Origin of the sequence: Salinivibrio sharmensis (genome assembly GCF_001995985.1) — a bacterium.
In the GTDB taxonomy this organism is placed as follows: domain Bacteria; phylum Pseudomonadota; class Gammaproteobacteria; order Enterobacterales; family Vibrionaceae; genus Salinivibrio; species Salinivibrio sharmensis.
Window position 1 is genome coordinate 293,862 of record NZ_MUFC01000002.1, and the last position, 25,257, is coordinate 319,118.

General features: G+C 50.3%; 22 protein-coding genes and 1 rRNA gene. 17 read left to right on the plus strand and 6 right to left on the minus strand.

Going from position 1 to position 25,257, the window contains the following annotated elements; translation table 11 throughout:
* The first annotated feature begins 5 nt into the window (after window positions 1-5).
* The 14 genes from BZG74_RS03410 (at window position 6) to BZG74_RS03475 (ending at window position 18,020) form a co-directional block, all read left to right on the plus strand.
* Complete coding sequence (locus BZG74_RS03410; protein WP_077771342.1) at window positions 6-857, plus strand: phosphatidate cytidylyltransferase; 852 nt, start codon at window positions 6-8, stop codon at window positions 855-857.
* Between the two features lie 18 nt (window positions 858-875).
* Window positions 876-2,072, plus strand: a complete 1,197-nt coding sequence (ispC, locus tag BZG74_RS03415) for a 1-deoxy-D-xylulose-5-phosphate reductoisomerase (protein WP_077771343.1) — start codon at window positions 876-878, stop codon at window positions 2,070-2,072.
* Entirely contained in the window at window positions 2,069-3,424 is a 1,356-nt protein-coding gene (rseP, locus tag BZG74_RS03420) for a sigma E protease regulator RseP (RefSeq protein ID WP_077771344.1), read from the plus strand. The genes ispC and rseP overlap by 4 nt, the downstream gene beginning before the upstream one ends.
* A 33-nt stretch (window positions 3,425-3,457) precedes the next feature.
* Window positions 3,458-5,890: an outer membrane protein assembly factor BamA gene (gene bamA / locus BZG74_RS03425; RefSeq protein WP_077771345.1), complete on the plus strand. Its 2,433-nt coding sequence runs from the start codon at window positions 3,458-3,460 to the stop codon at window positions 5,888-5,890.
* 20 nt (window positions 5,891-5,910) lie between these two features.
* Window positions 5,911-6,420 (plus strand): OmpH family outer membrane protein, encoded by a 510-nt coding sequence (locus tag BZG74_RS03430; RefSeq protein ID WP_069363547.1) that lies wholly within the window; start codon window positions 5,911-5,913, stop codon window positions 6,418-6,420.
* 14 nt (window positions 6,421-6,434) lie between these two features.
* Window positions 6,435-7,460, plus strand: a complete 1,026-nt coding sequence (gene lpxD / locus BZG74_RS03435; RefSeq protein ID WP_077771346.1) for a UDP-3-O-(3-hydroxymyristoyl)glucosamine N-acyltransferase — start codon at window positions 6,435-6,437, stop codon at window positions 7,458-7,460.
* 83 nt (window positions 7,461-7,543) lie between these two features.
* Entirely contained in the window at window positions 7,544-7,996 is a 453-nt protein-coding gene (gene fabZ / locus BZG74_RS03440; protein WP_077771377.1) for a 3-hydroxyacyl-ACP dehydratase FabZ, read from the plus strand.
* 2 nt (window positions 7,997-7,998) lie between these two features.
* Window positions 7,999-8,787, plus strand: a complete 789-nt coding sequence (gene lpxA / locus BZG74_RS03445) for an acyl-ACP--UDP-N-acetylglucosamine O-acyltransferase (RefSeq protein ID WP_077771347.1) — start codon at window positions 7,999-8,001, stop codon at window positions 8,785-8,787.
* Window positions 8,787-9,941 carry a lipid-A-disaccharide synthase gene (gene lpxB, locus BZG74_RS03450; protein ID WP_077771348.1) on the plus strand — a complete coding sequence of 385 codons (1,155 nt, stop codon included), beginning with the start codon at window positions 8,787-8,789 and terminating at the stop codon, window positions 9,939-9,941. Before lpxA ends, lpxB begins: the two co-directional genes overlap by 1 nt.
* Window positions 9,934-10,533 carry a ribonuclease HII gene (gene rnhB, locus BZG74_RS03455; RefSeq protein WP_077771349.1) on the plus strand — a complete coding sequence of 200 codons (600 nt, stop codon included), beginning with the start codon at window positions 9,934-9,936 and terminating at the stop codon, window positions 10,531-10,533. The genes lpxB and rnhB overlap by 8 nt, the downstream gene beginning before the upstream one ends.
* Window positions 10,534-10,575: 42 nt before the next feature.
* Complete coding sequence (dnaE, locus tag BZG74_RS03460; RefSeq protein WP_077771350.1) at window positions 10,576-14,055, plus strand: DNA polymerase III subunit alpha; 3,480 nt, start codon at window positions 10,576-10,578, stop codon at window positions 14,053-14,055.
* Window positions 14,056-14,110: 55 nt separating this feature from the next.
* A complete protein-coding gene (gene accA, locus BZG74_RS03465) occupies window positions 14,111-15,070 on the plus strand; it encodes an acetyl-CoA carboxylase carboxyl transferase subunit alpha (protein WP_077771351.1) in 960 nt (319 codons plus the stop codon).
* Window positions 15,071-15,165: 95 nt separating this feature from the next.
* Entirely contained in the window at window positions 15,166-16,476 is a 1,311-nt protein-coding gene (tilS, locus tag BZG74_RS03470; RefSeq protein WP_077771352.1) for a tRNA lysidine(34) synthetase TilS, read from the plus strand.
* Window positions 16,477-16,670: 194 nt separating this feature from the next.
* Window positions 16,671-18,020, plus strand: a complete 1,350-nt coding sequence (locus BZG74_RS03475; protein WP_077771353.1) for a sodium-dependent transporter — start codon at window positions 16,671-16,673, stop codon at window positions 18,018-18,020.
* 81 nt (window positions 18,021-18,101) lie between these two features.
* Here the strand turns inward: BZG74_RS03475 and BZG74_RS03480 are convergent, their stop codons facing one another.
* The 4 genes from BZG74_RS03480 to BZG74_RS03495 form a co-directional block, all read right to left on the minus strand.
* Complete coding sequence (locus BZG74_RS03480) at window positions 18,102-18,290, minus strand: DUF4250 domain-containing protein (RefSeq protein ID WP_077771354.1); 189 nt, start codon at window positions 18,288-18,290, stop codon at window positions 18,102-18,104.
* A gap of 1 nt (window position 18,291) precedes the next feature.
* On the minus strand, window positions 18,292-18,495 hold the full coding sequence (locus BZG74_RS03485; RefSeq protein WP_077771355.1) for a YaeP family protein: 204 nt from the start codon (window positions 18,493-18,495) through the stop codon (window positions 18,292-18,294).
* Between the two features lie 62 nt (window positions 18,496-18,557).
* On the minus strand, window positions 18,558-19,412 hold the full coding sequence (locus tag BZG74_RS03490; RefSeq protein ID WP_077771356.1) for a GGDEF domain-containing protein: 855 nt from the start codon (window positions 19,410-19,412) through the stop codon (window positions 18,558-18,560).
* A gap of 120 nt (window positions 19,413-19,532) precedes the next feature.
* A complete protein-coding gene (locus tag BZG74_RS03495; RefSeq protein WP_077771357.1) occupies window positions 19,533-20,663 on the minus strand; it encodes a patatin-like phospholipase family protein in 1,131 nt (376 codons plus the stop codon).
* Window positions 20,664-20,828: 165 nt separating this feature from the next.
* On the opposite strand from BZG74_RS03495, the gene BZG74_RS03500 reads away from it, so the two are divergent.
* A complete protein-coding gene (locus BZG74_RS03500) occupies window positions 20,829-21,449 on the plus strand; it encodes a superoxide dismutase (protein ID WP_077771358.1) in 621 nt (206 codons plus the stop codon).
* Window positions 21,450-21,513: 64 nt separating this feature from the next.
* Here the strand turns inward: BZG74_RS03500 and BZG74_RS03505 are convergent, their stop codons facing one another.
* Window positions 21,514-23,229 (minus strand): proline--tRNA ligase, encoded by a 1,716-nt coding sequence (locus BZG74_RS03505; RefSeq protein WP_077771359.1) that lies wholly within the window; start codon window positions 23,227-23,229, stop codon window positions 21,514-21,516.
* Window positions 23,230-23,275: 46 nt separating this feature from the next.
* Window positions 23,276-24,001, minus strand: a complete 726-nt coding sequence (tsaA, locus tag BZG74_RS03510; protein ID WP_077771360.1) for a tRNA (N6-threonylcarbamoyladenosine(37)-N6)-methyltransferase TrmO — start codon at window positions 23,999-24,001, stop codon at window positions 23,276-23,278.
* Window positions 24,002-24,125: 124 nt separating this feature from the next.
* Here tsaA and gmhB point away from each other — a divergent pair, with 124 nt between their 5' ends.
* Window positions 24,126-24,680 carry a D-glycero-beta-D-manno-heptose 1,7-bisphosphate 7-phosphatase gene (gene gmhB, locus BZG74_RS03515; RefSeq protein WP_077771361.1) on the plus strand — a complete coding sequence of 185 codons (555 nt, stop codon included), beginning with the start codon at window positions 24,126-24,128 and terminating at the stop codon, window positions 24,678-24,680.
* A 410-nt stretch (window positions 24,681-25,090) separates the two neighbouring features.
* Window positions 25,091-25,257 (plus strand): 16S ribosomal RNA (locus tag BZG74_RS03525); the annotation flags it as partial.

Genomic DNA, 25,257 nt, shown 5'->3' on the forward strand with positions numbered 1-25,257 from the left:
TCAGTTTGCTCAAACAACGAGTTTTAACCGCGGCCTTTTTAGTCCCGTTAGTGGTCGCGGGCGTCTTCTACTTACCGTTTCCTGCCTTTGTGGCAGCGATAGCGGTCGTCACGCTTATTGGACTTTGGGAGTGGACGCAATTTGTTTCAGCGTCGTCACGCCTGCTTACTTTTATCATTCCCGCTGCTGCGTTAGCACTGTCTCTGTTTGCTCTCCCTTTTGACGCCATGGCATTGGGACACGTACGTTTACCGCCTTTTGCGGTTGCCGCCACGGGGGCTGCTTGGTGGCTGTTTGCGACTGTCCTCGTACTCGCATTCCCGCGCTCAGGCAGCTATTGGACTCACAGCAAACTACTTCGCCTGATGTTTGGCCTGCTCACCATGCTGCCGTTTATGTGGAGTGTGTTGTTACTGCGCGCTGCGGATTACCAATTCTCCACTTATTACGGCGCGAAATTAGTACTGCTGGTGTTTGTGCTGGTTTGGTGCGCGGATAGCGGTGCTTACTTTGCCGGAAAGAAATTTGGCAAACACAAAATGGCACCGGCGGTGAGCCCAAATAAAACCTTAGAGGGGTTGCTTGGTGGACTGTTAGCGGCGGTAGGGGTGACCTGGCTTGGTGCCTACGCCTTAGAGCTTCATTTTGCCAACCTTGGGGTATTGTTAGCTATTGCAATGGTGACTGCTTTAGCCTCGGTGTTGGGAGATCTTGCTGAAAGCATGTTTAAGCGTGTGGCAGGGGTCAAAGACAGTGGTAACCTGCTGCCCGGTCATGGCGGCATTCTTGATCGTATTGACAGTTTGACAGCCGCATTCCCCGTTTTTACCGTGTTGTATTTCGCGTTTGCGAATTAAGTGAAACGAGTCGTTTGCATGCAAAAAATTACCGTGTTAGGCGCGACAGGTTCGATTGGTACCAGCACATTGAAAGTGGTGGCAGCGAACCCTGAGCAGTATGACGTAACGGCATTGGCGGCTCATACCAATGTTGAAAAAATGATCGCCTTGTGTCTGCGTTGGCAGCCTGCTTACGCCGCGATGGCGGATGAAGGTGCAGCGCATCAACTGAGCAAAGCGCTTGCAGAAAAAGGGCTGCGCACCGAAGTGCTTGGCGGCACCGAGAGCCTGTGCCATCTCGCGTCGCTACCAGACGTTGATATGGTGATGGCAGCCGTTGTTGGCTCGGCGGGGTTACCCTCGACCATGGCCGCTGTGAAGGCGGGCAAGCGTGTGCTACTTGCCAATAAGGAGGCCTTGGTAATGTCAGGGCAGTTCTTTATTGATGCTGTACACCAGTATGGTGCCGAGCTGTTGCCGATTGATAGCGAACACAATGCCATTTTTCAATGCTTGCCTCACGCGGTACAGCAAGCGCCTGGACGTTGCGATCTTAACGCAGCAGGCGTGAGCAAAATTTTATTAACGGGATCGGGCGGCCCATTTCGCTATCGCGATCCGGATAGCTTGGCGGCCGTCAGTATCGAAGAAGCGGTCGCGCATCCCAACTGGTCGATGGGGCCGAAAATCTCAGTCGATTCAGCCACCATGATGAATAAAGGGCTGGAGTACATTGAAGCGCGCTGGTTATTCAACGCTAAGCCTGACCAGCTAGAGGTGGTCATTCATCCTCAGTCAGTGATCCACTCCATGGTGCAGATGTGCGACGGCTCGGTGTTAGCACAATTAGGAACACCGGACATGTGTACCCCCATTGCGCATGCGATGGGATACCCCGAACGTATACAAGCACCTGTCGCGCCGCTCGATTTTACCCAAATTGGTGAATTTACCTTTATGGCACCTGATGCACGACGTTATCCGTGCTTATCGCTCGCCATGGCAGCGTGTGAGCAAGGGCAGGCGGCAACGACAAGTTTGAACGCGGCCAATGAACAAGCCGTAGCGGCCTTCTTGGCAGGAAAAGTCGGATTTATGGATATTGCTCGCATCAATGAGCAGGTGATGACTCAGTTATCGCTCCCAACCCCAACAAGCTTGGATTGCTTATTTGAGCTGGATAGAATAGCGCGCATGACTGCGGATGAGCAGATTGCTAAGGTGGCACAATGAGCGGTTTTCTATGGAATGCAGCGGCGTTTATCGTCGCACTGGGAATACTGGTAGCGATTCATGAGTTTGGCCATTTCTGGGTCGCTCGCCGTTGTGGGGTGAAAGTAGAGCGCTTTTCCATTGGGTTTGGCCGCGCACTGTGGCGGAAATATGGAAAGGATGGCACTGAATACGTGATTGCCGCTATCCCACTTGGCGGCTATGTCAAAATGTTGGACGAACGTATTGAGACGGTGCCAGAGGCGGATAAACCCCTGGCCTTTAACAACCAACCTTTATGGCAGCGTAGCGCGATTGTCGCCGCAGGCCCCATTGCTAACTTCGTATTCGCCGTTTTTGCTTACTGGCTGGTGATGATGATAGGTGTGCCTGCGGTAAAGCCAGTGATTGGTGAAATTGCGCCCAACTCGATCGCAGCGGAAGCGGGAATTGAGTCAGGGACGGAACTAACCCAAGTTTCAGGCGTCGAAACCGCTGATTGGCAAGCTGTTAATTTTGCATTGATCGGCCATATCGGTGATGAGAGCATGACGCTCACCGCTAAACCGACGCCCACATCCAGTTATGCCAGAGATTATCAACTGGATTTAGACCAATGGCAGTTTAATCCAGAAAAGCAATCGCCTCTGACGACATTAGGGATCACGCCTTATCGCCCTGCGATAACGTTATCGATCGCGCAAGTGATAGAGGGAAGCGCGGCAGAGCAAGCGGGTCTCAAGCAAGGCGACAAAATTATTGCCGTGGGTGACACGGAGCTGTCGTCATGGCAGCGCCTGGTCGAGGTGATTAAAGCTAGTCCGAATCAGTCTTTGTCACTGATGGTCATGCGAGAAGGACAGCGACAGTCTGTGGTGTTAACCCCTGATGCGCGCCAAGCCGATGGTACAGTGACAGGTTACGCCGGTATTGCGCCGCAAATGGAAGACTGGCCGGAGTCATACCGGTTCACTCAGCAATATGGGCCATTAGCCGCAATACCTGAAGCGGTACATAAAACAGGTCAAGTAATCAGTATGACGGTCAATATGATCAAAAAGCTGATTACCGGTGATGTAGGGGTGAATAACTTGAGCGGCCCTATATCGATAGCAAAAGGCGCGGGGATGACCGCGGAGATCGGGTTGATCTCATTTTTAGGGTTTATGGCACTGATTAGCGTGAACCTGGGCATTATCAATTTACTCCCTCTGCCCGTATTGGATGGCGGCCATTTGCTGTTCTTTGGGATTGAGGCTGTCACACGACGACCCGTTTCGGAGCGTGTGCAGGATTTTGGGTATCGAATCGGCGCTGCCGTGGTGATGATGGTAATGGCAGTGGCATTGTTTAACGACTTCGCCCGACTTTAAACGGTTAGTATTCAAGGATAAGTCAGATAGCAGATGGCGATGAAAAAATTATTAATAGCGTCTCTTTTAGTAAGCAGTAGCATGGCGCATGCTGACACATTCCAAGTCAGCGATATCCGCTTTGAGGGGCTACAACGAGTCAGTTTAGGGGCCGCTTTATTGTCGATGCCTGTACGGGTCGGCGACAAGGTAGACGATGAAGATGTCGCAGACGTCATCAATGCGCTTTTTGCCTCAGGTAACTTTGAAGATGTTCGCGTGTATCGCGATGACGATGCCCTGCTGGTCAAAGTGGTAGAGCGTCCGACCATCGCCAGTATCTCTTTTTCGGGGAACAAGGCGATCAAGAAAGAGCAGCTAAAAGAGAACCTGACATCGTCAGGCCTCCGTGTTGGCGAAGCGCTCGATCGCACCCAACTGAGCAACATCGAAAAAGGCCTCGAAGACTTTTACTACAGTGTGGGTAAGTACAGTGCGTCGGTGAAAGCCGTGGTGACACCCTTGCCGCGCAATCGTGCTGATTTGAAATTTGTCTTCACCGAGGGCGTATCGGCCAAAATTGAGCAAATTAACTTTGTCGGCAATGATGTGTTCAGTGATGAGCAGCTGCGTGATAATTTTGATTTGCGTGCCGACGTGCCGTGGTGGAACTTCCTCGCCAACGAGAAGTACCAAAAGCAAGTGCTCGCGGGTGATCTTGAAAAACTGCGCAGCTTTTATCTAAACCGTGGTTATTTGAAGTTCCGTGTTGAATCCACACAAGTGGCGATTTCACCGGACAAAAAAGGTGTGTATATCACCTTGAACGTCAATGAAGGCGAACCGTATCAAGTGGCGGATTTGGATTTTCGTGGCGATCCACAAAATGAAGATATTTACCGCTCATTAGTCACTTTTACCCGTGGTGATACCTACAACGGTGATAAGGTGACCGCACTTGAAGAGGCGATTAAACGGCACTTGGGTGAGACAGGCTTTGCTTATCCGAAAGTGAACACGTTACCCAGCTTTGATGATGATAATCAGCAGGTGTCGTTAACGGTCAATGTTGAGCCCGGTAAGCGTATTTATGTGCGCAATGTGCGTTTTTCTGGTAACACCACCACCAAAGATGAAGTGTTACGCCGTGAAATGCGTCAGCTTGAAGGCACTTGGCTTAACTCAAAAGCGGTTACCCGTGGTAAAGAGCGTCTAAGTCGTACCGGCTTTTTCCAGAACGTGGAAGTGGATACCCAGCGGGTACCCGGCACGGATGATCAAGTCGACGTTAACTATAAGGTTAAAGAAGCTAACTCAGGCAGCATCAACTTTGGTATCGGTTATGGTACGGAGTCAGGTGCGAGCTTACAGCTCGGCTTACAGCAAGATAACTTTGCTGGTACGGGGAACCGCTTTGGCATTAATGCCATGGTTAACGACTATCGCAAGAACCTGACGCTTGAGTACCGTGACCCTTATTTTACCCTCGACGGTGTCAGCCTGGGCGGTAAGGTATTCTATAACGAATTTGAAGCGCGCGACGCCAACATCGTTGAGTACACCAACCAAAGTTACGGCACCAACCTTACATGGGGTTTTTGGACCGACGAACTGAACTCAATTGATTTCTCGCTCGGTTACACCCACAACAAGATTGAGAACCTCGGTAGCTATTATCAAATTGATAAGTTCTTGGAGCTTCATCAAGATAACCTCAACCACAATGAGGGGTTGGAAGTTGACGACTTTGATATGTCGGTATCCTGGACGCGCAACAACCTCAACCGCGGCTATTTCCCAACCGCGGGTAACTACCAACGGGCATCGTATCGGATGACGGTACCTGGCTCGGACGTGCAGTACTTTAAAATGCAGTACGATATCCGCCAGTATGTACCGCTGACACAAGAGCACGAGTTTACGCTGTTGATGCGTGGCCGACTTGCGTATGGTAACGGTTATGGCCAAACCAATGGCCAAGATCATATGCTGCCGTTTTATGAAAACTATTATGCCGGTGGCTTCTCGTCACTGCGCGGCTTCCGCTCGAACTCGGTGGGACCGAAAGCGGTGTATGAGAACGGTGGTTCCACGCAGCCTGGTAGTGACGATGTTGAGAAGAATGAAGGGGACTACGGATCGTCAGATTCCGTCGGCGGTAACGCCATGGCACGCGCCAGTGCCGAGTTGATTGTGCCAACACCGTTTGCTTCAGAGGAAGCGCGCGAACAAATCCGTACCAGTGTGTTTATCGATGCCGCTTCTGTATGGGACACCGAGTATGATGTATCCGCTGCTGCTGATTATAGTGGCCGGGATAATATTAAGGATTACTCAGATCCCTCCAATATCAGTGCCTCTTACGGCATGGCATTGCAGTGGATGTCCCCGATGGCACCTTTGGTATTTTCCATCGCAAAACCTATTACAAGCCAGCCTGGCGACGATGAAGAGTTCTTTACCTTCACGATCGGGCGCACATTCTGATGATCAGAAAGGAGACTATTGTGAAATCATTTTTGAAAGCAGCGGGACTGAGTGTCGCGGTATTGACGACGTCCATGTACGCATCAGCGGCTGATGCTGCACAGAAGGTGGGCTACGTATCAACCGGGGCCGTGATGTCGCAACTGGCGAAGAAAAACAACCTCAACGAAAAACTACGCGGTGAATTTAAAGACCGCGTGGCTGAAATCGAGCGTTTGAAAGAAAAGCTCTCCGAAGGGGTAGAAAAGCTTAAGCGCAATGGTGAGTTGATGAGCGAAGACGAGCGCGTAAAACTTCAGCGCAAACTTCAATCAATGGAGTCCGATTACAAGCTGAAAGTAAAAGCACTTCAAGAAGATCAACGCAAGCGTGGTGGTCAAGAAGAGTCTAAACTGGTCAAAAAGCTGAAGACAGCGGTCGACCAAGTGGCTGAGCAAGAAGGCTATGACATGGTGATTGACGCCAATGCCGTCTTGTACGCTAACCCAAGCGATGACTTGTCTGAAAAAGTGATCAACGCAGTTAAATAACAGTCGAGGAGCCCATGGTTTCGATTACTCTCGCTGAATTAGCGGATAAACTGGATGCACAGCTCCACGGAGATGGCGCTGTAACGATAACCTCGCTTGCAGGGATGAATTCAGCGGGAGAAGGGCAAATTACCTTCTTATCCAGCCCTAAATATCGTAAAAATTTGTCACTATGCCGCGCCAGTGCTGTGATGCTAAAAGAAGGGGACTTGTCTTATTGTCAAGGCAATGCGCTGGTGGTGTCAGACCCGTATTTGGCTTATGCCAAAGTGGCGCAGATTCTTGACTCGACGCCTGCTTGCGCCACCGATATTGCCGCATCGGCGGTGGTCGCTGACGATGCAGTCCTTGGAGAAGGCGTTGCCATCGGCCCTAATGCGGTGATTGAATCTGGTGCGCTTATTGGCGATGGCGTGCAAATCGGTGCAGGGTGTTTTGTTGGCAAAGGGACAAAAGTAGGCGCGCGGACCAAGCTTTGGGCGAATGTCACGCTCTATCATGAGGTAGTGATAGGGCAAGATTGCTTGATTCAAGCGGGTACCGTGATTGGTGCGGACGGGTTCGGCTATGCCAATGATAAAGGCAAGTGGGTGAAAATCCCGCAGCTTGGTCGTGTTGTGATTGGGGATCGCGTTGAAATTGGTGCGTGCACCACCATTGACCGCGGCGCATTGGATGATACGGAAATCGCCGACGGGGTGATTATCGACAACCAGTGTCAGATTGCGCATAATGTGTCGATCGGTGAGAACACGGCAATCGCCGGTGCAACCGTGATGGCAGGCAGCCTCAAAGTAGGTAAACACTGCATCATTGGTGGCGCTAGCGTGTTTAATGGCCATATGGAAATCACAGATAACGTGACCATCACGGGAATGGCGATGGTGATGCGGCCAATCACTGAGCCGGGCATGTATTCGTCCGGGATTCCGTTGCAGCCCAACCGCGAGTGGCGGAAAACAGCCGCACGTGTACTCAAGATTGATGAGATGCACAAACGGCTCAAAGAGCTGGAAAATCAGCTCGAAAAACAAGATTAACGCCGAGATGACAGGCCCGCCTTAGTAACGCGGGCCGTTTTGCGTTAATGAAGTCAGTATTGGATTTGAACGGGAATACTACCTTGACTCGCGAAAACAAAGTTCTACACATCAACGAAATCAAAGAGCTGTTACCACACCGCTACCCTTTTTTGTTGATTGATCGCGTTATCGATTTTGAAGAAGGACAATACCTTCACGCGATTAAAAATATCACTGTCAATGAGCCTCAATTTACGGGTCACTTCCCGCAATTGCCTGTTTTCCCAGGCGTACTCATTTTAGAGGCGATGGCGCAAGCAACAGGCTTGTTGGCGTTTAAGACCTTCGGTAAGCCGAAAGACAACGAGCTATACTACTTTGCAAGCATTGATAATGCGAAGTTCCGCCGTCCGGTCTCCCCCGGTGACCAATTGGTCCTTGAGGTGGAATTTCTTAAAGAGCGTCGGGGTATTGCGGCCTTTAATGGGGTGGCAAAAGTGGACGGCGATGTCGTCTGCTCGGCGGAACTGAAGTGCGCAAGAAGAGAGATCTAATTGTGATCCACGAAACGGCTTACATTCACCCCACTGCGGTTGTCGAAGACGGCGTTGTATTGGGGGAGAACGTCAAAATTGGCGCGTTTTCTTATATTGGAGAAGGCGTGGAAATCGGTGCGGGTACTGAAGTGATGACACACGTTGTCATCAAAGGCCCTACCCGTATCGGCGCAGATAACCGCATTTATCAGTTCGCTTCCATTGGTGAAGCGTGCCAAGACCTTAAATATGCGGGCGAACCGACCACCCTTGAAATCGGTGATCGTAACACTATTCGAGAAAGTGTCACCATGCACCGTGGTACCGTTCAAGATAAAGGCGCCACCAAGGTTGGCAGTGACAACCTGTTTATGATTAATGCCCACGTCGCCCATGATTGTGTGGTCGGTAATCACTGTATTTTTGCCAACAATGCCACCCTAGCGGGCCACGTGCATGTTGATGATTATGCGATTGTCGGCGGGATGTCAGCTATTCACCAGTTCTGCGTCATTGGTAGTCACGCGATGCTCGGCGGGGGGTCAATAGTCGTACAAGATGTTCCGCCTTATGTGATGGCTCAGGGCAATCATTGCGCGCCATTTGGTATCAACGTGGAAGGACTCAAACGCCGTGGCTTTGAAAAGTCCTCCATCCGTGCGATTCGCTCGGTGTACAAAAACATGTATCGCTCAGGTAAGACACTGGAAGAAGTGAAAAAAGAGCTGGCCGATCAGGCGGAGAACGAACCGGCGTTAGCGCTGTTTATTGACTTTTTTGAGCGTTCGACGCGAGGCGTTATTCGTTAATGTTACCCAGTGAACGCCCATTACGAGTTGGAATTGTCGCCGGGGAAATCTCCGGCGATGTTTTAGGTGAAGGCCTGATAAAGGCGATGCGTGTCCAACACCCCAATGTTGAGTTTGTCGGTATTGGCGGCCCTAGAATGATGGCTCAAGGCTGTCACAGCTTATTCGATATGGAAGAGCTGTCTGTCATGGGGCTAGTGGAAGTACTAGGACGGCTGCCACGTTTGCTGAAAGTAAAAACAGAGTTGGTTCAGCATTTTACCGCCAACCCGCCGGATGTCTTCATTGGTATCGATGCCCCGGATTTCAATCTACGTCTCGAAGCATCGTTAAAACAAGCAGGGATAAAAACCGTCCATTATGTTAGCCCATCCGTGTGGGCATGGCGACAAAAGCGGATTTTTAAGATTGCTGCCGCGACAGATCTGGTTCTGGCTTTTTTGCCCTTCGAGAAAGCATTTTACGATAGGTTTAATGTGCCTTGTGCGTTTGTCGGCCATACCATGGCCGATAGCATTCCGATGCAGGTGGACAAACTCGCGGCGCAGCGTGCCCTTGGGTTAGATAGCCAAAAACGTTGGTTAGCGGTGCTGCCTGGCAGCCGTGGCAGTGAAATGTCGATGTTAGCCCCGCCGTTTATACAAGCGTGTCAGCAACTGGCGGCGCGGTATCCAGACTTGGGGTTTGTGGTGGCGCTTGTTAACGAAACTCGGCGACAGCAATTTGAGCAGGCTTGGCAGGCCATTGCGCCTGAGCTTTCATTTACGCTGGTTGACGATACGGCGCGCCAAGTGATTAGCGCGGCTGACTCGGTATTACTTGCCTCGGGCACGGTCGCGTTGGAGTGTATGTTACTGAAGCGTCCGATGGTGGTAGGATACAAAGTTAAGCCTGTCACGGCATGGCTTGCTAAACGCTTGCTGAAAACCAAGTATGTCTCCTTACCCAACATTCTGGCTGACGCGCCTTTAGTGCCTGAATTGCTGCAAGAAGAGTGTCAACCAGAGGCGTTAGCCGATGCGGTTAGCGCCCAACTCGATAGTGATAACCAGGCTTTGTTGGCCACCTTTACTGAGTTGCATCACACCATTCGCAAAGATGCGGATACATCTGCAGCCAATGCCGTACTTACGTTATTAGACAATCATGACTGAACACCCTTTTGAATACCCAGATGCAAAGCTCATTGCTGGTGTCGATGAAGTGGGCCGTGGGCCACTGGTTGGGGCCGTTGTTACAGCGGCAGTGATTCTCGATCCCGCGCAGCCTATTGCTGGTTTGACGGATTCAAAAAAACTGAGCGAGAAAAAGCGTCTTGCTTTGTATGATGAAATCAAACAAAAAGCCTTGGCGTGGGCCGTCGGGCGCGCTGAACCCGAAGAGATTGATTCGCTCAACATCTTACATGCCACCATGTTGGCGATGCAGCGCGCAGTTGATGGCTTGTCGGTCACGCCGGATTATGCGTTAATTGACGGTAACCGGGTACCGTCATTATCGATGCCTGCTGAGGCTGTCGTGAAAGGTGACTTGCGCGTCGCAGAAATCAGTGCCGCCTCAATCCTTGCTAAGGTAGACCGCGACCATGAAATGGCTATGTTGGACGCCGCTTACCCGAACTATGGGTTTGCGCAACACAAAGGCTATCCTACCAAGGTCCACATGGCAGCGTTGGCCGAGCATGGCGCATTACCTATGCACCGTAAAAGTTTTAAACCCGTTAAACGCGCACTGGGCATTGACTAGTCGTGTGATCCCAGCCCTTATTACCGTTAAGTAACGAGCCGTATGTCTGAGCCACGTTTTGTCCATTTACGTATTCACAGTGACTTTTCCATGGTTGATGGTTTGTCCAAGGTGCCGCCACTGGTAAAAAAAGTGGCGGAAATGGGCATGCCTGCCATGGCGCTGACTGACTTTAGCAACCTGTGTGGGTTGGTTAAGTTCTACAACACCGCAAACAATGTCGGCGTGAAGCCGATAATCGGCGCTGATTTCTTGGTGCAATCGGAGGCGTTTGGCGAGGAGCTTTGTCAGCTGACCTTATTAGCAGCCGACAAAACGGGTTACAAGAACCTGACCTTGCTGATCTCCAAGGCCTACTTACGTGGGCATGTTCAGCATCGTCCAGTCATCGATCAGCAGTGGCTGATGGAGCATGCACAAGGGTTGATTGTGTTATCCGGCGGCTGCCGTGGTGATTTGGGGAAAGCCTTGCTTAAAGGCAATCAAGCACTGGCAAAAGAATGTGCTCACTTTTACCAAACCTACTTCCCGGATGCGTATTACATGGAGCTGGTGCGTACCGGGCGCCAGGATGAAGAAGTCTATCTTCACTTTGCGGTTGATTTCGCTGCCGATCACGACTTACCCGTGGTAGCGACCAATGAAGTGTGCTTCATTTCATCGGAGGAGTTTGATGCGCATGAGATCCGGGTTGCGATTCACGATGGCTTCACTCTCGATGATCCTCGCCGTCCTAAAAAATACAGCGCTGAACAATATTTGCGTACCGAGCAAGAAATGTGTGAGCTCTTCGCGGATATTCCCGAGGCATTGACCAATAGCGTCGAGATAGCCAAGCGTTGTAACGTTCCGGTGCGATTGGATGAGTACTTTTTGCCTAACTTCCCCACAGAGGGAATGGAAATTGATCAATATTTGGTCAAGCGATCACAAGAAGGCTTGGAAGAGCGTCTTGCCTTTCTCTTTCCTGACGAAGCAGAAAGAGCGCGCCGACGCCCCGACTATGATGCACGACTAGAGCGCGAGCTTGGGGTCATCAACCAAATGGGGTTTCCTGGCTACTTTTTGATCGTGATGGAGTTTATCCAGTGGTCAAAAGACAATGATATCCCTGTTGGCCCAGGGCGGGGCTCAGGGGCCGGCTCTTTGGTGGCTTATGCGCTAAAAATTACCGACCTCGATCCACTCCAGTTTGATCTCCTCTTCGAGCGCTTTTTGAACCCCGAACGTGTCTCCATGCCCGACTTCGACGTCGACTTTTGCATGGATAAACGTGATCTGGTGATCGATCACGTGGCTGAAATGTATGGGCGTGATGCGGTATCGCAGATCATTACCTTCGGAACCATGGCCGCGAAAGCCGTGATCCGTGATGTGGGGCGCGTGTTAGGGCACCCATATGGCTTTGTGGACCGGATTTCAAAGCTGGTGCCGCCAGACCCAGGAATGACCCTCGAGAAAGCCTTTGACGCCGAGCCCCAGTTGGTCGAGGTGTACAACAGCGATGAAGAAGTCAAAGCGCTGATTGATATGGCGCGGATGCTAGAAGGGGTTACTCGAAATGCGGGTAAGCACGCGGGCGGGGTGGTGATATCACCCACCACGATTACCGATTTTTCCCCCCTTTATTGCGACAGTGAAGGGCATCATCCGGTGACCCAGTTCGATAAAAATGATGTGGAAACGGCCGGCTTGGTGAAGTTTGACTTCTTAGGGCTGCGCACCTTGACCATTATCGACTGGGCGTTGGGGATGATTAACCCACGTTTGCAGCGTCAGGGGAAGGATCCTATCGATATCACCGCGATCCCGATGGCCGATCAACCCTCATTTGAAATGCTACGTAGGGCAGAAACAACGGCCGTCTTCCAGCTGGAATCGCGGGGGATGAAAGAGCTGATTAAGCGGCTTCAGCCTGACTGTTTTGAAGATATGATCGCATTGGTGGCCTTGTTCCGTCCTGGCCCGTTGCAATCGGGGATGGTGGATAACTTTATCGACCGTAAGCATGGCCGTGAAACCGTGTCTTACCCGGATGAAAAGTGGCAACACGAGTCGTTGAAAGAAACGCTTGAGCCCACCTATGGCATCATTCTCTATCAAGAGCAGGTGATGCAAATTGCTCAGACACTCGCAGGCTATACCTTGGGCGGGGCAGACTTGCTGCGTCGTGCCATGGGTAAGAAAAAACCAGAAGAAATGGCCAAGCAGCGAGACATTTTTGAAAAAGGGGCGATTGCCAACGGCATTGATGGCGAGCTGGCAATGCGGATCTTTGACTTGGTGGAAAAATTTGCCGGCTATGGTTTCAACAAGTCGCACTCCGCTGCTTACGCACTGGTCTCATACCAAACATTGTGGTTAAAAGCCCATTATCCCGCTGAATTCATGGCGGCGGTGATGACCGCAGACATGGATAACACCGATAAAGTCGTGGGGCTGGTGGAAGAGTGTCGGCGCATGAAACTGACCGTTTTGCCGCCGGATGTGAATGCCGGATTGCACCATTTCACCGTTAATGAGAAAGGTGAAATTGTTTACGGCATTGGCGCGATAAAAGGCGTCGGCGAAGGCCCTATCGATACAATTGTTGCTGCGCGTGAGCAAGACGGTTATTTCCGAGACTTGTTTGATTTTTGTGCTCGCATTGATACCAAAAAAGTCAATAAACGTGTGATTGAACGCCTAATTCGTGCCGGTGCCATGGATAAGTTGGGGCCTCACCGTGCCGCGATGATGGCCTCGGTTGATGAGGCTATCCGTGCTGCGAGCCAACATCATCAAGCGGAAGCCTACGGGCAAACCGATATGTTTGGGGTGTTGACTGATGCCCCCGAAGAAGTAGAGCATGCCTATGCGCATGCTGACCCATGGCCAGATAAAGTGTGGCTAGAAGGGGAGCGAGAAACGCTGGGCTTGTATTTGACCGGCCATCCGGTCAACAGCTATCGCAAAGAGTTAAAAAATTACATCACGTGGCGGCTAGAAGATGCCCATGCAACGAAGCGTGATGTGGTCTCGACGGTAGCAGGGTTGGTGATTGCCGCGCGGGTGATGACCACCAAACGGGGCTCGCGTTTAGGGATCTTAACCCTCGATGATCGCTCGGGGCGCATGGAAGTGATGCTTTTTTCTGATGTACTCGACAAATATCTCGACTTGGTGGAGAAAGATCGGATTTTAGTGGTCTCAGGACAGGTCAGCTTTGATGACTTCAACGGGGGGCTTAAAATGACCGCCCGTGAAGTGATGGACATCAGTCAGGCGCGGGAAAAATATGCGCGTTGTTTAGGGATTTCGATGACCTCGGATCAGGTCGATGCGCCCTTTTTTGAACGATTTCATGATGCACTGGCACCCTACCGCTCCGGTACAGTACCTGTGAATCTTTACTATCAGCGCGACGATGCGCGCGCGCGGTTACGTTTAGGCGCAGAGTGGCGCGTAACGCCAACCGATGAATTAATCGACACCTTGAAAGGCTTGCTCGGCAACGAACAGGTCGAATTAGAGTTTAACTAAGCCAGGCTGGTGACGTGTCGCGTACACTGGCGGTGACCAATAGGATTCTCTTGGTATGAGTCTTAATTTTTTAGAGTTTGAACAACCTATCGCAGAACTAGAAGCCAAAATTGAGGCCCTTCGCGCTGTTTCCAAGCGGGGTGGAGAAGACGCGGTTAACTTAGATAAAGAAATTGAGCAACTGGAAACAAAAAGCCTAGAGCTGACGCGAAAAATCTTTGGCGATTTAGGCGCGTGGCAGGTGGCACAACTTGCGCGTCATCCTCAACGCCCTTATACCTACGATTATCTGGATCGTATTTTCCATGAATTTGATGAGTTAGCCGGTGATCGAGCTTATGCTGATGACAAAGCCTTAATTGGCGGTATTGCACGCCTGGAAGGGCGTCCGGTGATGGTAATTGGTCATCAAAAAGGGCGAGATACCAATGAAAAGGTCAAGCGCAACTTTGGCATGCCCAAGCCTGAGGGCTATCGCAAAGCGTTGCGTCTGATGAAGATGGCCGAGCGTTTTAACATGCCGGTGATTACCTTTATCGATACCGCAGGTGCATACCCTGGCGTGGGGGCCGAGGAACGAGGTCAGTCGGAAGCGATTGCCCGCAACCTCAAAGAAATGGCAGGCCTGACAGTCCCTGTGATTTGTAATGTGGTCGGCGAGGGCGGCTCAGGTGGCGCGCTGGCGATTGGCGTGGGTGATTATGTCAATATGCTGCAGTACTCCACCTACTCGGTGATCTCCCCCGAAGGCTGTGCGTCTATTTTGTGGCGTGATGCTGCGAAAGCGCCGCAAGCGGCTGATGCAATGGGAATTACCGCGCCACGTCTAAAAGAACTTGGCTTGATTGATAGTGTGATCACTGAGCCTCTGGGGGGCGCACACCGCGACATTAACGCGATGGCTGATAGCATTAAGCAAACACTGCTTACTCAGCTAAGTGATTTAGACAGTCTCGATACCGAAAGCTTACGGGATCGCCGTTATCAGCGCTTGCTCAACTACGGTTACTGCTAATCGCGATGGAATGAACTGCGATAAAGGGCCTCCGGGCCCTTTTCTTTTACGTAAAGGGCGGCAACAATAATGCATTATTTTGACGATGAATGGTTATGCTTTATCACCAGCTCACTGGCACATTAGCCCCGCTAACGGCAACACCGCGACAGATTATATTGGCGTTCAGTGGCGGATTAGACTCTCGTGTGTTGCTTGAATTACTGACACAGTATCGTGATCAGAACCCCCAACATGATTACCTTGTGGTTCATATTCATCACGGTTTGCATCCCGATGCGGATAAGTGGGCCGAACAGTGCCAACTATGGGCGGATAGCGCCGGATTTCGCTGTTGTGTAGAAAGGGTGAGCTTGGATACATCGCTCAGTGTGGAACATGCGGCAAGACAAGCAAGGTATCAGGCGATCGCGCACCTGCTTGAGCCCAATGGACTGGTGTTAACCGCCCAGCACAGTGATGATCAGGTTGAAACCTTTTTCCTCGCGCTGAAACGCGGCAGTGGTATGGAAGGGTTAGCTGGGATGCCAGCCGTGCGACCTTTGGGTCAAGGCTATCTGGTGCGCCCTTTATTGACGCAATCACGGGCAAGCCTTGAGGTATATGCGCACCAACACCAACTCGATTGGGTGGACGACCCGAGTAATCAAGACACGCGCTTTGATCGCAATTTTTTACGCCACCAATGGTTACCGCAAGCGGATGCTCGTTGGCCAGGGTTTCGTAAAGCTGTTGAGCGCACTCAGCGCTTGTGTGGCGAACAAGCAGCCTTGCTGGCACGCTTGATAGAGCCAATGGTGACACAAGCGGAGACCGATGCGGGCAGTTTACCTATTACAGCGCTACCACAAGACGATGCCGCCCTCACACAAGCAATGCTGCGCCACTGGCTCAAGCGCTATGATATTATCTTGTCGCAAGCCCAGTTACACACCTTGATAGATGATGTGATTGACGCCCAACCCGATGCAAATCCAAGCTTGACCGTGGGCACGGTGAGCATTCGCCGTTTCCAGCAACAACTTTATATCGTGAAGCCTTATGCAGATTTATCCCAATGGCAGGGCACATTGACGTCAGAATCGCCGTTAGCGCTGCCAGATGGACTGGGTACGTTATACTTAGTGCCTTATTCGTCGACAGAGAAAGGGCTCGCGCTGGGAGATCTCGCGTCGCGGACACTGCATGTACACTTTAACCCCCGTGGTTTATCGATTCATCCTGCTGGCCGACAAGGGCGTCGAAAGCTAAAAAAACTCTACCAAGAAGCCGGGATCCCCAGCTGGTTACGTCGACGCCAACCGATTATTTGCGATGGCGAGACAGTGGTGGCCATTGCCGATAGGTATGTTAGCCAGACAGCGAGTGGTAAACATTGGCGCCTTGTTTGGCAGCATGAGTCTTAATCTCCCTATCACCTGCGCAATTCGTTCACTCAACATCGCTCGGTCATAAGGTGTTAGAGCAAACCTCGGACTAACTGGGTGAGAGTAGAACACTGAACTGGTGATGATTAATTGAGCAGTTAGGCTATCTTGTCTTGCTTAATCGTGACGAATTACTTAATGTACTAGTCTAATGATACATGAGGTAAGCAGTAATGGCATCAAGTCGCGAATTATTCGGTACTAGAATTGGCTTTGTTCTTGCTGCAGCAGGTGCTGCAGTGGGGCTGGGTAATATTTGGGGATTTCCCACTCAAGCGGCCAGTAATGGCGGAGGTGCCTTTTTACTCGTCTACTTGTTAATGATTTTGCTGGTGGCATTTCCCATGCTGGTGGTGGAAATGGCAATTGGCCGTCATGGGCGTGCGAACCCGCTGGATAGCATGCGCGCGCTCAGTGATAACCCGCTGATGAAGCGCTTAGGAAGCGGTGTGGGCTTAGTAGGGTTAGCCGTTCCTTGTATGGTGCTGGCGTTTTATAGCATTGTTGGGGGCTGGTTAGTGTCTTTTCTCCTTGCGGCGGTTGCAGAGATCTTGCACTTTACCGACGTGGCAGCTTGGTTAAAAGGCTTCTCGGCTTCACGTAACTTGTTTGGCGCTATCCTCTTTTATGTGTTGACTATCTTTATCGTGCAAGCAGGTGTAAAACAGGGTATTGAGCGTTGGTCAACCCGTTTGATGCCAGCGTTATTCGTGCTGTTTGCCGCGATGTTTCTCTACATCATGACACTCCCTGGCGCGACAGAGGGCTTAAAGCACTACCTTATTCCTGACTTTTCCAAGATCATGGACAGAGATCTGCTCCTGGCAGCGATGGGGCAAGGCTTTTTCTCGCTAACCATTGGCGGGTGCTCTATGTTGATTTATGGCTCTTATCTGAGCCAGAAAGAAAACTTACCGAAGATGGCACTGAGCGTGACCTTGGTCGATACAGCGGTGGCAGTCATTGCGGGTCTAGTGGTTCTGCCTGCGATGTTCGTGGCGATGAATCAGGGCGTCGAAATCTATGCTCAAGATGGTAGCTTGCTGAGTGCCGATACCTTAGTCTTCACTGTGTTACCGTTGCTATTTGAAAGCTTGGGCGCTGCAGGGCCTTACGTGTCTTTGGTCTTTTTCTTGTTGATGACCATTGCAGCGCTGACCTCTTCTATCTCGATGCTCGAGTGTCCGGTCGCGCTCGCCAGTGAACGGCTAGGCTCAAGCCGTAAAATCACCAGTTGGGTGCTAGGTGGTCTGATTGCCGCGTTCAGTGCGGTGATTGTCTTTCATTTCGGTACCTTGTTTGGCTTGGTAGCGAAAGTGGCGACGCAGTACTTTCAGCCTTTTGCAGCGCTATTATTCTGCTTGTTTGGTGGATGGATTTGGTCGCGTGACCGTAAACTGTCGGCCTTGCGTGAGGGGTATGCAGAGATTGAACAGAGCCTGTTTTGGAAAATATGGCCAGTCTACGTCAAGTTTGTGTGTCCTATTTTAGTGGCGACCGTCCTTTGGGTGTCACTGGGCTAACAAAGGTCGTCGAGAAAGCGACCAATGACGTAAAAGCGGACGCAATGTCCGCTTTTTTCGTTGTGCTATGTCGGCGTTGGTTTAACGAAATTGTTTGGCATCCGCAAAATAGGTGAAGCCTGCTTTCTCAAGCCGCGCGCACAAGGCGGTTTTATCGATATCGTAATAACGCACGAGATCGTCCAAGCCGTCAAATTCATCACGCAGCTTCATGTTGACAATGCTCATTAGCATCACAGGATCCATGGTGGCGTAATTATTCAAATCCATCTTAGTCCTCGTGATCACTGATTAATAAGTTGGCGGCGGCAAACGCGGCTTGCTCTCGGCGCGCTTGTGGAATGTCGGTGTCTTGTGCTATTTCGTTGAGGGTTTTTAACGCGCAATGGATCGCGGCAGGCACATACCCTTGTTCGCCACTGCCAATTTCCGCATAGCGTTGGCGAATTAAGTCACAGCAGTCTGCTATTTTCATGGTGTTCTCCTCAAGTAATGATGAGGATCACTATACCCAATCTTGTTGGGGAGAGGAAAGCGCTAACGTGCGCGTTTTTGCCGGTACATACTTTGGTCGGCGCGCTCATAGAGCGACAAGTTATTATCACCTTGTCGATAGACAGAGAAACCCACTGACGCGCTGATCTGGTGACTTGATAACAAATGATCTTGGCCAACTAAGCTCTTCACTCGTGAGGTCACGTGTTTCACCGAGCTCTTACTGGCTGGTTGCAAGATAACGGCAAACTCATCGCCGCCAAGTCGATAACAACGATCGCTGCCGCGTACGGCTTCTTTGACCAGCAAGGAAAAACGGCGTAGTACTTTATCGCCGTCTAAGTGGCCATAGGTATCGTTGACCTGCTTAAAGTTGTCCATGTCGAACATCACCATCACTAGGCCAATGTTTTCCCGTTCACAGACCGCGACGGCATGCTGCAGATCTTGCTCGAAGCTGGTGCGGTTATGTAGGCCAGTGAGGCCATCGAGCAATGCCATGTTTTTCACTTGCGTATATTCAACGGCATTATTGAGAGGCCCGGCTAACAGCTTGTGGTAAGTGTGTAACAGGCTGATTTCATCTGGGTCGAGCTTGTAAGGGGTAGAGTATTGCAAAACCCCTAAAGGCTGCTTATTGAACTTGATGGAAAACGTCTGGCGAAACGTGTGTTGCTCACCACGACGGATGATGTTGGAGATATCATCATGCTCCCAAATAATTCGCCCAATATCGATCTGTTTTTCCAACTCACGCGCATACACTTCAAACAAGATTTTGATATCAAGGTGGCCTTGCAGCTTTTGTAACAACAACAAACGTTGATCGGCACCGAGCGGGACAATCCGCGGGGCGCGATCAGAGTTTGTATATTGTTTGATGTGCGAGGCATTCATGCGTGATCAACTACTCAGTAACAACGTCGGTTTCAATCTATTAAGCAGGTATCGTGCCAGTCTATATATTTTTGCTAATGGTGATGGATGGATGCGAGTGAGGATACTGTTTTAAAGTAACTAATCTGTCAATAAAGAAAGGATCTCAGACTGGTGATTGTGTGCATCACGGTAACCAATGTCAATCAACTGGCGAAGGTATGCCGGCTCAAATAACAGATAACTGGCAAAGGTGGCATCTTGACTGGCATTAATACCCAAAAGTTTAAGTAAGCTGCGCAACGCGAGTGGCATATGGCTGTAGTAGCGGTTTGCTACCGGCTCAAAGGGCTCGGAAGGACGCAAGTGCAAGACATCGATATGTCGCAAACCTAAGCTGTCCTTTTGCTCGAGAGACAAGGTACTGGCAATCTGATTAATTCTTTGCAAATGCTCCAAGTCGGCTGAGAGCGTATCTGCGAAAATCGCATTCATCAGGTGACCGCCAAGCATCGCTAAGCCAGGTGCTGTGTGTCTAATTTGCTCGTGTCGCCGTATGCCAGTAGTGAGATCCAGAATTAAAATCCGCTCCGCATCCATTTTTACCGCAGGGCGTAACGGGGAGATTTGGTGAATGGCGCCATCACCATAAAACTCATGGCCAATTCTCGAAGCGGGAAACACGAAGGGAATGGCCGCAGAGGCCAATAAATGTTCGGTGGAAATCTGACTCCGCTTTCCCACCGCGCGGGCTCTCTCCCAAGGGAGGATGTGTGGTGCCCCCTGAAAGAAACTCACCGATTGCCCTGTTTGGTAGTTAGATGCCGTGACAGATAGGCCGTGTAAATGCCCCGCTAGCAGTTGGTAGTTAAGCTTATTAAAATTGATGGTTTGATTGAGCAACTCTCTAAGTGGTCGGTTATTGAGCAACCCAAAAGGCTGAGTGGGTTGATAGTAAGATTGAAAGCGTTGCCCGGTTTGCGACAAAAGATGGCCGATAAGGGCACTGGGCTGACTGGCGAGCACCCGAGAGGTGTTCAACCGGTGCCATAGCCAAGACAGTTTTTTGACGCCCAGTCGAAAACATGACGCATAGCTTGCCAAAGATACTGCGTTGATAGCACCCGCGGATGTGCCGCAATAAATGGTAAATGGACTCGTGTGCACACGCGGATACCAGTGAGCGATTGCCGATAAGACCCCCACTTGATAAGCCGCTCGTGCACCGCCGCCGGTGAGCACCAAGGCAATTTTAGGTTTGTTTTTAGACATAGGCCTACCGCTATTATCACTCTAACAGTTTGATTATAGATGCTGTTTCATCTCACGCGCGGCGGTTTATCACAGACCCTAAATGTCATTAATGATAACGAGGTTGAAAATCGTTATCACTTCGATATAGAGTGGTGATGTCTTAATCATTGATGGAGCAACACCATGACTTACTCTTTCCCCGATCTTCCTTACGCTTATGATGCATTAGAGCCCCACATTGATGAGGCAACCATGCGTATTCATCATCAGCGTCACCATAAAACGTATTTCGATAAATTTGTTACGGCTATCCAAGAGTCCGAACGAAATGGTGAATCGCTTGAGGCTTTATTTGCCGAGGTTTCAATGCTGCCTGCTGGCATTCGTAATAATGGCGGTGGTTATTACAATCATTTGGTTTATTGGCAATCAATGACGCCTAACCCTAAGCCTGCGCCAGAAGGCGCACTCTACGATGCGATTGTCGATACCTTCGGCTCGCTTGATGCATTCAAAGATGCCTTTAGCCAAGCGGCGATAGGTCAGTTTGGTTCAGGATTTGCGTGGCTGGTGGTAACAGAAAAAGGTGAGCTTGCAATCACGTCAACACCTAATCAAGACAATCCACTGATGGATATTGCAGAGGTCAAAGGCGAACCTATTTTAGGGTGTGATGTATGGGAACACGCTTATTATCTTAATTACCAGAACAAACGTCCTGACTACGTGAATGCGTGGTGGAAGGTGGTGAATTGGGACTTTGCTGAAAAGGCATACCACAAAGCACTCGAGACGGTTAGCTGATGGAAAGTTAACTGATACAAAAATGCCCCGCAACGCGGGGCATTCAATCATTATGCGATAACGTTTAAGCGAGTTTTGCTTGGATAAACGACAAGGCGTCGTCGATAGCGAACGGTATTTTTTCACCCTCGCGGCGATGTTTATATTCAAACACGCCATTATCCATGCTGCGCTCGCCGATTACGATGGTATGCGGCACACCCACTAGCTCAATGTCTGAGAACATCACCCCTGGACGCTCTTTCCGATCATCAAAGAGTACCTCGATACCGGCAGCAGTAAGATCAGTGTAAAGCTTTTCAGCCGCTTCACGGACACGCTCAGACTTGTGCATATTCATCGGAACAATGGCCACCTTGAAGGGGGCGATAGCATCTGGCCAGATAATGCCGTTTTGGTCATGATTTTGCTCAATGGCTGCAGCCACAACACGCGTAATACCAATACCGTAACAGCCCATTTCTAACATGGCGTTCTTACCGTCTTGGCCTAATACGCCTGCATTCATCTTTTGTGAGTAATTGTTGCCCAGCTGGAAGATATGGCCCACTTCGATGCCACGTTTAAACATCAATGTGCCTTTACCACAAGGACTAGCATCGCCTTCGATAACATTGCGTAGGTCGGCCACTTGGCCAAGCTCGACGTCGCGGCCCCAATTAATGCCGAAGTAGTGCCTGTCGTCAATGTTAGCACCAGCACCAAAGTCACTCATTACCGCGACATTGCGATCGACGATAAAAGGAGCGGGAAGGTCTACTGGGCCCAAAGAGCCAGGGCCTGCACCAACAAGCGCGCGAATTTCTTCTTCGGTCGCGAAAGTGAGCGGTGCTTCCACCTCGGGTAGGTTTTCCGCTTTTACTTCATTGAGTTCATGATCGCCACGGATGATCAGCGCGATAAGATCGGAGTCTACGCTTTCTGACGCTTTGACAAACAGGGTCTTAACTGTTTTTTCGATCGGAAGATCAAACTGCTCCACCAGTTCAGCAATGGTTTTCGCATTTGGCGTATCAACCAGCTCCATCGCTTGGGTTGGCGCATCAGCCTGATCTTGGGGCGCGAGTGCTTCTGCCTTTTCGATATTTGCTGCGTATTCAGACTCAGTCGAGAAAGCAATCAGATCTTCACCACTGTCTGCCAAAACATGGAACTCGTGCGAGGCGGAACCGCCGATGGCACCGGTATCTGCCAACACGGCACGGTAGTCTAGCCCCATGCGATCAAAGATGGCGCAATAAGCCGCGCGCATTTTCTCATAGCTCTGCTCCATACCCGCTTTATCGATATCGAAGCTATACGCATCTTTCATCGTAAATTCGCGAGAGCGCATGACGCCAAAACGAGGACGTACTTCATCACGGAACTTGGTTTGGATTTGATACAAGTTAAGCGGGAGCTGCTTGTATGAATTGATTTCGTTCCGCGCCAAGTGGGTAATCACTTCTTCATGCGTGGGGCCTAAGACAAAATCACGTTGATGGCGATCAGCTATACGTAGCAGCTCAGGGCCAAACTTTTCCCAGCGTCCGGTTTCTTGCCATAAATCTGCTGGTTGCACGACAGGCATCATGGTCTCAACGGCGCCGGCACGGTTCATTTCTTCGCGAACAATACGCTCAACATGTTGAAGCACGCGAACACCGGTGGGCAGCCAAGTATAAAGGCCTGAAGCGAGTTTTCGAATCATACCCGCACGCAACATCAGCTGGTGGCTGACAATTTCTGCGTCGCTAGGGGTTTCTTTCAAAGTAGAAAGCAGATATTGACTGGTACGCATGTAAAGTTATCCGTTGATATTAGCGATCAATAATAAGTAGGGCATATTAACAGCGCGGGGGAGTTTCGACAAAAGCTTCTATGGCCTCAACGTGAATCTGTTCGTTAGATACCATGAAACGCACATTGAAATCGAAAAGATGGACTGCATAGTGTTTAGTATCTGGCTTGCCCTTTCTATAGGCTGGGCGAGGGTCTTGTGCGAGTACCTCCTCAATCACTTGGCGCTGGTATTTGCCCTCAGGATGTTGAGAGAGTGTCGCGAGGGCGGGGCTTGAGAAATGCACCGGCATCAAATCAGGCTTTTGTTGAGCAAACCCGCCCTGAGCACTATCCAGACAGTCAGAGTAGGGAATGTAAGGTTTGATATCGATAATGGGCGTACAATTGACAAGATCGCACCCCCTTACGACTAACCGCACTTGACCCGGTGTGGACTCAACGCGAACCAGCTCTACCGCCGACATCCCGATGCCATTAGGACGAAAGGTTGCTCGACTGGCAAACACGCCGACTCGCTCGTTTCCACCCAAACGCGGGGGACGAACTGTCGGGGACCAACCTTTATCTAAATTGCGATCGAACAAGAATAGCACCCAAAGGTGAGAAAACTGCTCAATGCCCCTTACTGCATCAAGCTGATTCGCATCATCGCATAATTCAATATACGCCAAAGCACTGGGTGCTAGGCCAGGTTGTCGTGGCACAGCAAACTTTTCCTTAAAGGGAGAAATCAATGTGCCAATGGGAGAGATAGAGAAAGTATCTTGCATAGGGTGAAGTTCGGTTAATAGACGCGTGCTAATCTTAACACGCGCTTTTCATTGAGTGTGCAAAGATGCAAGCAACCACGCAGCGTGTCATAATTATCGCCTGATATCGAAAGAGGAAGTGTGAGTGAGTTTTCCCGCTGTTTTTATTGATCGCGATGGTGTGGTCAATGTCGACCACGGCTATGTGGCGGATATCGATAAATTTGAGTACATCGACGGTGTGTTCGATGCATGCCGCGCCCTAAAAGAGAAAGGGTATTTATTAGTGTTGGTGACTAACCAAGCTGGTATCGCGCGTGGTTATTATTCTGAACAAGACTTTTTACAGCTTACAGAATGGATGGACTGGAACTTTGCCGACAAAGGCGTGGACTTTGATGGGATTTATTACTGCCCACATCATGCCAGTGAAGGAGTCGGTGAGTATCGAATTGATTGCGATTGTCGCAAACCCAAGCCGGGTATGTTGATTGATGCCCAGAAAGAGCTCGACATTGATATGTCACGCTCGGTGATGGTGGGAGATAAAGCGGATGATATGAAAGCCGCAGAGAGTGCAGGGGTTGCAACCCGTATGCTAGTGCGCTCAGGTAAACCTGTCACCGAACAAGGCGTCGCATTAGCAACTGACGTTGTTGACTCTATCGCTGATATACCCGATTGGCTTGCTAATCGTTAAAACGACTTGCAAACAGCATCTTGGCGATTATTTGCACAGTTAGATTTTTTTGAACAAAAACGCTTGCATCAAAAAAACAAGTCTCTATAATTCGCTTCTCGTTGGCACGGCAAGCCGCGCTAACAACGGCAAAATTGCCAAGCAAACAAAACGCTTGACTCGATGCCAAAGTGGCGTAAAATGCCACTCCCGCTCAAGATTGGGCGGTGCTCTTTAACAATTTGACCTATGCAATCTGTGTGGGCACTCGTTGAGAATAGACAAAAAGATTTATTCGATGAACTGAGTGACCAAGCGACAACTTTTATAGTTGTTCGGCACAGTCAATTCGTTTGTCTCGTAAGAGACGAACAAAACAGTATTTATCGAGCCGTTTGTCTTTTCTTTTGGGAAAGCAAACACAAAAACTTAAATTGAAGAGTTTGATCATGGCTCAGATTGAACGCTGGCGGCAGGCCTAACACATGCAAGTCGAGCGGAAACGGCAGCATTGAAGCTTCGGTGGATTTGCTGGACGTCGAGCGGCGGACGGGTGAGTAACGGCTGGGAACCTGCCCTGACGAGGGGGATAACCGTT

What these genes read in the sequence shown, in the direction of transcription:
- ispC (WP_077771343.1), top strand. Translation starts at nt 876, where the DNA reads ATGCAAAAAATTACCGTGTTAGGCGCGACAGGTTCGATTGGTACCAGC.
- rseP (WP_077771344.1), top strand. Translation starts at nt 2,069, where the DNA reads ATGAGCGGTTTTCTATGGAATGCAGCGGCGTTTATCGTCGCACTGGGA.
- bamA (WP_077771345.1), top strand. Translation starts at nt 3,458, where the DNA reads ATGGCGATGAAAAAATTATTAATAGCGTCTCTTTTAGTAAGCAGTAGC.
- lpxD (WP_077771346.1), top strand. Translation starts at nt 6,435, where the DNA reads ATGGTTTCGATTACTCTCGCTGAATTAGCGGATAAACTGGATGCACAG.
- lpxB (WP_077771348.1), top strand. Translation starts at nt 8,787, where the DNA reads ATGTTACCCAGTGAACGCCCATTACGAGTTGGAATTGTCGCCGGGGAA.
- rnhB (WP_077771349.1), top strand. Translation starts at nt 9,934, where the DNA reads ATGACTGAACACCCTTTTGAATACCCAGATGCAAAGCTCATTGCTGGT.
- dnaE (WP_077771350.1), top strand. Translation starts at nt 10,576, where the DNA reads ATGTCTGAGCCACGTTTTGTCCATTTACGTATTCACAGTGACTTTTCC.
- accA (WP_077771351.1), top strand. Translation starts at nt 14,111, where the DNA reads ATGAGTCTTAATTTTTTAGAGTTTGAACAACCTATCGCAGAACTAGAA.
- tilS (WP_077771352.1), top strand. Translation starts at nt 15,166, where the DNA reads ATGCTTTATCACCAGCTCACTGGCACATTAGCCCCGCTAACGGCAACA.
- BZG74_RS03475 (WP_077771353.1), top strand. Translation starts at nt 16,671, where the DNA reads ATGGCATCAAGTCGCGAATTATTCGGTACTAGAATTGGCTTTGTTCTT.
- BZG74_RS03480 (WP_077771354.1), bottom strand. Translation starts at nt 18,290, where the DNA reads ATGGATTTGAATAATTACGCCACCATGGATCCTGTGATGCTAATGAGC.
- BZG74_RS03485 (WP_077771355.1), bottom strand. Translation starts at nt 18,495, where the DNA reads ATGAAAATAGCAGACTGCTGTGACTTAATTCGCCAACGCTATGCGGAA.
- BZG74_RS03490 (WP_077771356.1), bottom strand. Translation starts at nt 19,412, where the DNA reads ATGAATGCCTCGCACATCAAACAATATACAAACTCTGATCGCGCCCCG.
- BZG74_RS03495 (WP_077771357.1), bottom strand. Translation starts at nt 20,663, where the DNA reads ATGTCTAAAAACAAACCTAAAATTGCCTTGGTGCTCACCGGCGGCGGT.
- BZG74_RS03500 (WP_077771358.1), top strand. Translation starts at nt 20,829, where the DNA reads ATGACTTACTCTTTCCCCGATCTTCCTTACGCTTATGATGCATTAGAG.
- BZG74_RS03505 (WP_077771359.1), bottom strand. Translation starts at nt 23,229, where the DNA reads ATGCGTACCAGTCAATATCTGCTTTCTACTTTGAAAGAAACCCCTAGC.
- tsaA (WP_077771360.1), bottom strand. Translation starts at nt 24,001, where the DNA reads ATGCAAGATACTTTCTCTATCTCTCCCATTGGCACATTGATTTCTCCC.